Origin of the sequence: Lentzea kristufekii (genome assembly GCF_033949925.1) — a bacterium.
Lineage (GTDB): Bacteria > Actinomycetota > Actinomycetes > Mycobacteriales > Pseudonocardiaceae > Lentzea > Lentzea kristufekii.
In genome coordinates this window covers 1-8,289 of the sequence record NZ_JAXAVV010000057.1, presented here as the reverse complement: position 1 = coordinate 8,289, position 8,289 = coordinate 1, and the positions used below count along the sequence as shown (strand labels likewise).

The 8,289-nt window shown below is 67.3% G+C and carries 7 protein-coding genes; 1 reads left to right on the top strand and 6 read right to left on the bottom strand.

Annotated elements, in window-relative coordinates; translation table 11 throughout:
- Both SK571_RS45765 and SK571_RS45760 read right to left on the bottom strand, forming a co-directional pair.
- A partial coding sequence (locus SK571_RS45765) for a hypothetical protein (protein ID WP_319990364.1) occupies positions 1 to 218 on the bottom strand: 218 nt, incomplete at its 3' end.
- The gene (locus tag SK571_RS45760; RefSeq protein ID WP_319990363.1) at positions 215 to 2,221 is read right to left on the bottom strand and encodes a beta-galactosidase; all 2,007 of its coding nucleotides are present in this window, start codon (positions 2,219 to 2,221) and stop codon (positions 215 to 217) included. The genes SK571_RS45760 and SK571_RS45765, both read right to left, overlap by 4 nt.
- A 1,195-nt stretch (positions 2,222 to 3,416) precedes the next feature.
- On the opposite strand from SK571_RS45760, the gene SK571_RS45755 reads away from it, so the two are divergent.
- A complete protein-coding gene (locus tag SK571_RS45755; RefSeq protein WP_319990362.1) occupies positions 3,417 to 4,457 on the top strand; it encodes a LacI family DNA-binding transcriptional regulator in 1,041 nt (346 codons plus the stop codon).
- 415 nt (positions 4,458 to 4,872) lie between these two features.
- Here the strand turns inward: SK571_RS45755 and SK571_RS45750 are convergent, their stop codons facing one another.
- Genes SK571_RS45750 through SK571_RS45735 form a run of 4 tightly spaced genes read right to left on the bottom strand, consistent with a single transcriptional unit; the run spans position 4,873 to position 7,360 of the window.
- Positions 4,873 to 5,832, bottom strand: coding sequence for an extracellular solute-binding protein (locus SK571_RS45750; RefSeq protein ID WP_319990361.1), 960 nt, complete (start codon positions 5,830 to 5,832; stop codon positions 4,873 to 4,875).
- Positions 5,820 to 6,158, bottom strand: a complete 339-nt coding sequence (locus SK571_RS45745; protein WP_319990360.1) for a hypothetical protein — start codon at positions 6,156 to 6,158, stop codon at positions 5,820 to 5,822. The genes SK571_RS45750 and SK571_RS45745 overlap by 13 nt, the downstream gene beginning before the upstream one ends.
- A 21-nt stretch (positions 6,159 to 6,179) precedes the next feature.
- Positions 6,180 to 7,115: an ROK family protein gene (locus SK571_RS45740; protein WP_319990359.1), complete on the bottom strand. Its 936-nt coding sequence runs from the start codon at positions 7,113 to 7,115 to the stop codon at positions 6,180 to 6,182.
- A 26-nt stretch (positions 7,116 to 7,141) separates the two neighbouring features.
- Complete coding sequence (locus SK571_RS45735) at positions 7,142 to 7,360, bottom strand: winged helix-turn-helix transcriptional regulator (protein WP_319990358.1); 219 nt, start codon at positions 7,358 to 7,360, stop codon at positions 7,142 to 7,144.
- Between the last annotated feature and the right edge of the window lie 929 nt (positions 7,361 to 8,289).

Below are 8,289 nucleotides of genomic sequence, written 5' to 3'. Positions count from 1 at the left end.
TCGCGTTCGGTGCAGTCGATGTCGAGGCGGCGGATCTCATCGATGCGGCACCCCGCGAACAGCCAGACGCCGACCAGGGCGCGGACCATCTCGATCGGGTAGTACAGGCGTCGCCGAGCACCAGCCGCAGCCGTACGGGTTGCCCGCACCGTGCACGCCTGAGCCTCGCCCCGACCGACAACGAGCACATCGCGCACAGCATCCGGCTCGGTGCTCACCGCGGTGTGAACACGACCCGCACCGCGCCGGCGGGCAACGTGAGATGATCGTCCACACTCGCACCGGTGAGCAGCTCCGTGCCGCCACCAACGGGAATCATTTCGGTCTCGCGGGTGTGGTTGATCGCGAACAGGTACCGCCCCTGCTCCCCCGTGCGCTCGACTACCTCGACGTCACGGGGGAGGTCACGCGACGGGATCTTGGCCTCGGCGGCTGCAGCCAGCAGCACCGCCTCCACCCCATCCCTTGCGAGGCAGGTCGAGACGTACCAAGCGCTGCCCCGCCCGTGTGGATGCCTGGTGACCGCGGGCCGGCCGGCGGCAGGACCATCCACGTAGTTCCAGACGGGCACGGCGCCGCTCAGACTCACGAACTCCGACCACACCCCGCCGCTCATCCCGCTGTCCAGCCGGACTCGCTGGTCTGCCCGCAGCGGAGCGAACTCCTCCACCGTCAGGCCGAGCACGTCACGCAGCGCGCCGGGATGCGGTCCGTTGTGGATGGTGTCGTGCTCGTCCACGATCCCGGAGAAGCACGATACGACCAGGACACCACCGTCCTCGACATAGCGACGCAAGTTCTCCGACGCGACCTCCGTCATCGCGTACAGCGCGGGCACGACGACCAGGGGGCGACCACGAAGACCTGCTTCCGGGTGGGCGAAGTCCACGGTGAGGTGCAGGTCGTACGCGGCGGCATACCAAGATTCGGCTCGTTCGCGGGCGTCGAGGTCGCCGCTCGGCCGCCACTCGAGCCGTTGCGCCCACCAGGACTGCCAGTCCCACAGCATGGAGATGTCGGTCGCCACCTCGCTGCCGCGGATCGGGGCGAGCTTGCCGAGGTCCTCGCCGAGGCGCACGACCTCGCGCCAGATCCTGCTCTCCACACCGGCGTGCGGGAGCATCGCCGAGTGGAACTTCTCGACGCCGAAGCGGGACGCTCGCCACTGGAAGAACATCGCGCCGTCCGAGCCGCGGGCAACGTGCGCGAGGCTGTTGCGCGCCATCTCCCCCGGCCCTTTGGCGACGTTGCGGTGCTGCCAGTTCACCGCGCTGGTGGAGTGCTCGAGCAGCAGCCACGGCCGTCCGCCCGCCAGTGAGCGCGTGATGTCGGCGGTCATCGCGAGATTCACGTGGGCGCGTTCGTCCTCGGCGACCAGGTAGTGGTCGTTGGTGACGACGTCGACCGCGCTCGCCCACGACCAGTAGTCGACCGACTGGCACTGCGACAACGCGGCGTGGAAGTTCGTGGTCACGGGGATGCCCGGCGACTCGCGGCGCAGGACGTCCCGCTCCCGCATGAAGTTCGCCAGCATCTCGTCGTTGGTGAAGCGCAACCAGTCCAGTTCCTGTGCCTGGTTGCCGACGGTGGGGGTGAGCCTCGGTGGCTCCACCTGTTGCCAGGAGTTGTAGGTCTGGCCCCAGAACGTAGTACCCCAGGCCTCGTTGAGCTCCTTGACGGTGATGTAGCGGTCGGCGAGCCAGCGGCGGAACGCGGCGGCCGAGATCTCGCAGTAGCACGCGCTCACCGGAGCGCCGTACTCGTTGTGCACGTGCCACATCGCGAGGGCCGGGTGCCTGCCGTAGCGACGGCCCAGCTGCTCGGCGATCGACACCGCCGCCTGCTGATAGGCGGGCGAGCTGTGGCAGATCGTGCCGCGGCCGCCGAACGCGTAGCGCACGCCCTCGCGGCTGACCGGTAGCGCCGAGGGGAACCGCTCGTAGAACCAGGCGGGCGGCACCACCGTCGGCGTCGCGAGGTCAACCCGGATCTCGTTGTCCTGCAACAGCTCCAGCAGCTGATCCAGCCAGCCGAAGTCGTACTGCCCCTGCACGGGCTCTAGCAGTGCCCACGTGAAGATCCCGATGCTGACCATGGTCACACCGGCCTCGCGCATCAGGCGGACGTCCTCCTGCCAGACCGGCTTCGGCCACTGCTCGGGGCTGTAGTCGCCGCCGTAAGCCAGCACGTCCAAGCCGACCGGCCAGTGCCGCCGCTCCATGCGCACCTCTATCTCTGTGATCGTGCACAGCAATGAATATCGCCATAAACGTTTTACAACCGTACATACCGGCTAACGTGCCTGTCGAGACGCCACATTTGGTGTGAACGTACACAGCGTTCCAGTCTCTCATCCCCGGACATTCGGGGGACGGACGCAGCGCGGCACCGCCTGCAGCCATCTCCCTCATGGGCTCTCTGACATTCTCCGCCTGCAACGGCGCCCCGGTCCCTTCCGCCGACGTGCCTGTCGAACCGACCCGTGGTCGTGGGCGAACCTCCAGATGGCGGCGGACATGTGGAACGCAGACGACACCGAGATCAGCGTGCAGGAACAGAGTGGTGGTGACGGCCTCGTCAACGAGGACAATCACAGCCACGACGTCGGGCGGCTGACGGACCTGGTGCAGGCGGAGTATCCAGATGATCCCGACACTGGTGTCCAACGACGTGCTCACCGACGTTGCCGAGTTCGCCGGCACCACAGCAGACGGGACCCACGTCGTGGCGCACGTGTGGTGACGCCTGGAAGGCAGCCATCGACGGACGAGTCCTCACGAAGCGCGCCGACTTCGGCGGTGAGCTGGTCACCAGCGCACAGGACACCAGGGGAGATGGAAGTTGACGCCGATATCGGCAGTGGAACGCGAGCTCGGTCACGACCCGGCAGGTCGCGTGTTGACGGCTGCGACGAAGAGCCGCGGCGAGCTCTTCGTCACCTTACGTTCCTGCCCGGCACCGACCTCCGGGGAGACCGTTGTGGGGCTGACGGCCCACCGCGACGGCGTCTTCTGGGGGCACGCTCACCTCGGTGATCCTCACCGAGGTGCTGATGCCGCCGATCACCCCCGTCGTGCCGCACTACCTGCTGCTCACCAGAACAGGCGTGGTCGGAGCCGCTGGTCGGTGCTGCTGCCCAGCGTGCACAGCCCGGACGGCATCTACCTGGCCGCGTCCACGCCCACGCGGCGGTGCCGGACGCGGTGCTGGACGCGACGCGGGTGAGCGAGCCGCCTGGTCACTGCAGCTGCAGTGGGTTCGATCGGACCCGACCTCGACACCCTGGTGATCACCGGCGCGCTGCTCTCGATCGTTCCCCTGATCGCGCTGTTCCTCGGGTTGCCGCGCCACTGGCGAGTCGTTTTGCTCTCCGGAGTCGTAAAGTCATGACCACCGACCGGAGTAGATGAGGGCTGATGACCGACACAACGCCACGGCGGCGCGCACGCTCGCAGCGGCCGCCGACCATCATCGACGTCGCGGAGCAAGCCGGAGTCTCCCGTGGCACCGTGTCGCGTGTCCTGCAGGGCGGGCGCAACGTGAGCCCGGCGGCCCGGGACGCGGTCAACGCCGCGATCCGCAAGCTCGGCTACGTGGTCAACCGCGCGGCCCGCAGCCTGGTGACCCAGCGGGCGGGCTCGGTGGCTTTCCTGCTGTCGGAGACCCAGGACCGGCTGTTCGGCGACCCGAACTTCACGACGCTGCTGACGGGCTGCACCACCGCGCTCGGCGAGCACGACATCCCGCTCATCCTGATCACCGCCGGTACCGAGGCCGAACGCCGCCGCATCGCCCCGTTCCTCTCGGCACACCACGTCGACGGTGTGCTGCTGATCTCCTCGCACCGCGGCAACCCGATGATCGACCATCTGCACCGGGCGAACCTGCCGTTCGTGTGCTGCGGCAAGCCACTCGGCGAGCACGGCAGACTGTCCTATGTGGCCTCCGACGACCACGAGGGCGCCAGGACGATGGTGCGCCACCTCGTCGAGTCCGGCCGCAGGCGCATTGCCACGATCACCGGCCCGCAGGACACGCCCGGCGGGGTCGAACGGCTGCGGGGCTATCGCGAGGTGCTCAACGAGCACGGCATCGACTACGACCGCCGGCTGGTGGCGACCGGAGACTACAGCAGGGCGAGCGGCGAGTCGTGCATGCAGCAGCTGCTCACGGCGGTGCCGGACCTCGACGCTGTTTTCGTCGCCTCGGACCTGATGGCCGACGGGGCGCTGTCGGCCATCGAGCGGACAGGCCGGCGCGTACCGGATGACATCGCTGTCGGCGGATTCGACGACTCCCCGGTCGCGACCGCCGTCCAGCCGCAGCTGACGACCATCCGTCAACATTGGACCCGCATCAGCGAAATGATGGTGCGCCAGCTGCTCGCCCAGATCGCCGGCGAAGGACCAGCCACGGTGATCTTGCCTACCGAGCTCGTGATCCGCGAGTCCGCCTGAGCCACTGACCGGACCAATCGCGTGCGATCTGACAAGAGATCCTTGTGCACGTTGTACGAGTCATGGCCAAGGATCTTCGAATGTATCTCGTGACTGCCGGGCGGCGCTCTTCCCGCAGCACCGCCGGCGCCGGCTGCCCGCTGACGTCGCGACCTCCTTCGATCTCCTCACCCGCGTCGTGTGACGGTGACCCCGAGCCCTGCCGCGGCGAGGGCGACGGCGACGAGCGCCGGCGTGGAAATGCGATGACAAAAGGAAATGCCCGCCTTTCCCCACGGGCACGCCGAGGCGCTTGGAGCAGGCTGAGCTGTGGAACACGGCCAGTCCCTGGAAAGAGATCGCCAGCGCCGCCGCCACTCGGTAGATCGTCGACGTACGTGGAGGGCGGAGTCCGTGCCCTCCACCCTCCACGTGGTCACTTGCCGAGGCCTTCCAGTGAGCGCTGCGCCGCGGCCAGACCGTCGGCCGGCTGGACGGTCCCGTCGCAGATCTCCCCGATGATGGTGCCGAACCCCTTCTGCATGCTGCCCCACTCCGGCGTCATCGGAGGTGTGTAGGCGAATTCGGCCGACTGTCGGAAAGCGGACATGTCGACGTCGGAGATCGCCCAGGACGGGTGCAGGAACTCCTCGCTGTCCTGCACCTCGCGGTTGGCAGGAGCGTCCTGGCCACTGGTGGCGATCGGCCGCTGGCCTTCGACACCGGTCAGAAAGTCGAGCACCTTGAACGCGAGCTCGGGACGCTTGCTGGACTTGGTGATCGCGAGACCGCTCTGGAACGAGATCGTCGCCTGTTTGACGTTCTTGAACAGTGGCGAGTTGCCCCACCGGATCTGCGGCGCCTGCTTGAGCGAGGCGATGTTCCAGAACCCCGTCATGATCATCGGCGCGTTGCCCTGGGCGAAGAGTTGATCGGGGCTGGAGATCTTCAGTGCCTCGTAGTCCTTTTTGGATGATGCGACGTGGTGCTTGCGCACGAGGTCAACGTAGAACTGCATCGCCTTGACGTGCTGCTGCGAGTTGATCACCGGCTTGCCCGCGTCGCCGCGGATCCTGCCTCCGTTCTGCAACATGAACGACATCCACCACGGCCACCAGTCACCGGCGGCGCATCCATAGCGCATGGTCCTGTCACCCATCCTGACCGTCAGCTTCTCGGCGGCGGCCAGGAAGTCCGGCCACTTCCAGTCGACGGTCGGGTAGGCGACGCCGTCCTTGTCGAGGAGATCCTTGTTGTAGTACAGGACCATGGGACCGCTGCGATCAGGCAGCGCCCACGTCTTGCCGTCGCGGTCGTAGGAGTGCGCGGCCCGCTCGCCGAACCGCTGGACCAGATCCAGCTCTTCCGTCTGGAGGTAGTCGTTCAGCGGCAGCAACTGGTTCTTGCTGCTGCAGCTGTGCACCGACTCGGCGACTTGGACGATGTCGGGCGGGTGCCCTCCTCACACATCTTCTGGATCTTGTTGCCGTAGTCGCCGTTGCTGACGTGAACCAGCTTGACGTTCACCCCGCTGACGCGTTCGCTCGCTAGGTCGGCGCGCTGCTGGTAGGTCTTGGCGTCCTGCTCGCCACCCCACACCGCCACGGTCACCTCGCGTTCGGGTGCGGGCGACGACGCGGGCGCGGAACAGGCGGACGCGAGCAGGCAGGTCACGGACGTGGCGATCGCGGGCACAGCTCTGAACGGGCGGCGTTGGCCCATGGACGTTTCCCCTCGAAATGGTCAGTCGAGCAGATGCGTTTCGAAGGCGAGCACGACCATGCCGAGAGACACCGGATCTTCCAGGTGCCGGCACAGAACCGCGGTCGCGGCGTCGAGCGGAGTCACGAGCGCGTACTCCTTGATCACCGGAGTGACCGCTGACGCCAGCGGCTCCCCGAGAGCGGCGCTGACCCAGCCACTGAACACGATCAACTCCGGGTTGAGCGTGTTGACGGCGTAGGCGAGCGCCAGACCGAGCGGCCGGGCGAACAGTGTGAGCGTTTCCACCGCCGCAGAGTCCCCGTCGTGCACGGCTCTCGCGAGCCGCACCACGGTCTCCTCCTGGTCGTCCGGAGCGAGCAGCCCACTGTCCGGGTCGACCTCGGCGAGCAGGCGGATCAGCGCACCTGCCCCGACGTAGGCCTCCACACACCCGAGGTTTCCGCACCGGCAGGCCTCGCCACCGACGTGGAGCACGGTGTGCACCCACTCCCCCGCGCTGTTCGTCGCAGCGCGGAGCAACCGACCGCCGGCGACGACACCCAGCCCAACACCGGTTCCCAGGTTGACCACGATCACGTCGTCCCGGTCCCGCGCCGCGCCGAACATCTGCTCCGCCTGGGTGATCGCCTTCAACGGGTTGTCCAGCAGCACCGGCACGTCGCAGTCGCGCTCGAGCAGCGATCGGAACGGCACCTGGTGCCAGCCCCAGTTCGGCGCGTGCGCCGACACGCCGCCTTCCTGGTCGACCTGACCCGGCAGACTGGCGCCGAACGCGCTCACCGGGCTGCCCGACCACTGCTCCCGGACGGCCCTCACACAGGCGAGCACGTGGCCAGCAACGGACTCCGGCTGGTTGTCGTCAACCGGCACCGCTACCCTCCTGTGCGCAAGCCGCGTCATCGACTGGTCGAACAGCTCGGCGGTCACGTACGTCTCGGCTACGCCCACTCCCACGACCAACGAGCCACCACCGCGCAGCGTCAGCCGCGTGGCAGGCCTCCCCCGCCGGTGCGTGGCCCCGTCGTCTCCTCCAGAAAGCCGGCTTTCACCAGTTCCCCGACGATGGTGCCGACCGTGCCGACGGACAGGCCGAGCTGGTTCGCCAGCTCCAGCCGCGTCCGCGGTTCGCCACCGTAGAAGCTCCGCACGACCTCGACGCGCTGTGTCCGCCTCAGATCGCCCGAATGCGTCAGTCGCATGAACCTGTTCCTTGTGCCGCACTCTGCCGGGCACAGTACGTGATCTTCATTCATTTTGAAGAGGTTCTTTCAACGGCCAGCAGAAGTGCGTCGAAGGCTCATCAGGATGTTTGCACGTACAACCGTACGTCCGACCCTGCGCTGTTGACGACACTGCGCGAGCGGGCAGCCCGTGGACCGGCCGTGCGCCATGACCAGATCGACTTCCTACGAGACCTGACCGGCAGCCATGGCGAACCAGGTCCTGCATGCCCGCCGCGCTTCAGTTGAGGTTCACGGCCAGCGTGCCGTGCGGGCACCCGGACCACACCGGCCTGCCTCGAGTCAGTCTGATTCAACCGGCGTTGTCGAATGCGGCAGTCGAACTTCGACGAGCCTGTGCACGTGCACAGAAATCCGTTGCATCACTCTTGAAACGATCGGCAACATGCGGTTCCATCAGAGTGAATCGTGCGAATGAGCATCTGTGCACGTTCACAGAAATGAGCCCGCGCTACCCCTGCTCAACTTCGATCAAAGGAGATCGAATGACCGCATGCGGCACTCGCCGTGCAGGTAGGGCCGCCTCTCTGCCCACGGCGGTCACGCTTCCTACGGTGCTGGCGGCCCCTGCCGCGACTCCGGCGACTCACGCCACACACCGGACGCGGAGGTCCCGACCGCTGTGGCAGGCCGATCACCCTGTAACAGCCGGTGCCGCAACGGGTGGCTGCCGACCGGCATCCGGTCGGCGCTGACCACATCAGCACCGCTCTGACTTCTCTTCACCGCCCCTGCCGAGGAAGAGGTACCGCACCATGTCCCAAATCCCGCTGTCCCCAGCGGATCCGCACCACTTGCGAGCAGGTGGTCAACTCCGCGCACCGCTGCGAAGAGCGGCGAGCGCCTTCGCGGCTGCTCTCGGCATTCTGGCGTCCGCTGTCACCCCG

Bases quoted from the DNA above. Each gene is read 5' to 3' on its own strand.
- SK571_RS45760 (WP_319990363.1), bottom strand. From the start codon at position 2,221: ATGGAGCGGCGGCACTGGCCGGTCGGCTTGGACGTGCTGGCTTACGGC.
- SK571_RS45755 (WP_319990362.1), top strand. From the start codon at position 3,417: ATGACCGACACAACGCCACGGCGGCGCGCACGCTCGCAGCGGCCGCCG.
- SK571_RS45745 (WP_319990360.1), bottom strand. From the start codon at position 6,158: ATGGGCCAACGCCGCCCGTTCAGAGCTGTGCCCGCGATCGCCACGTCC.
- SK571_RS45735 (WP_319990358.1), bottom strand. From the start codon at position 7,360: ATGCGACTGACGCATTCGGGCGATCTGAGGCGGACACAGCGCGTCGAG.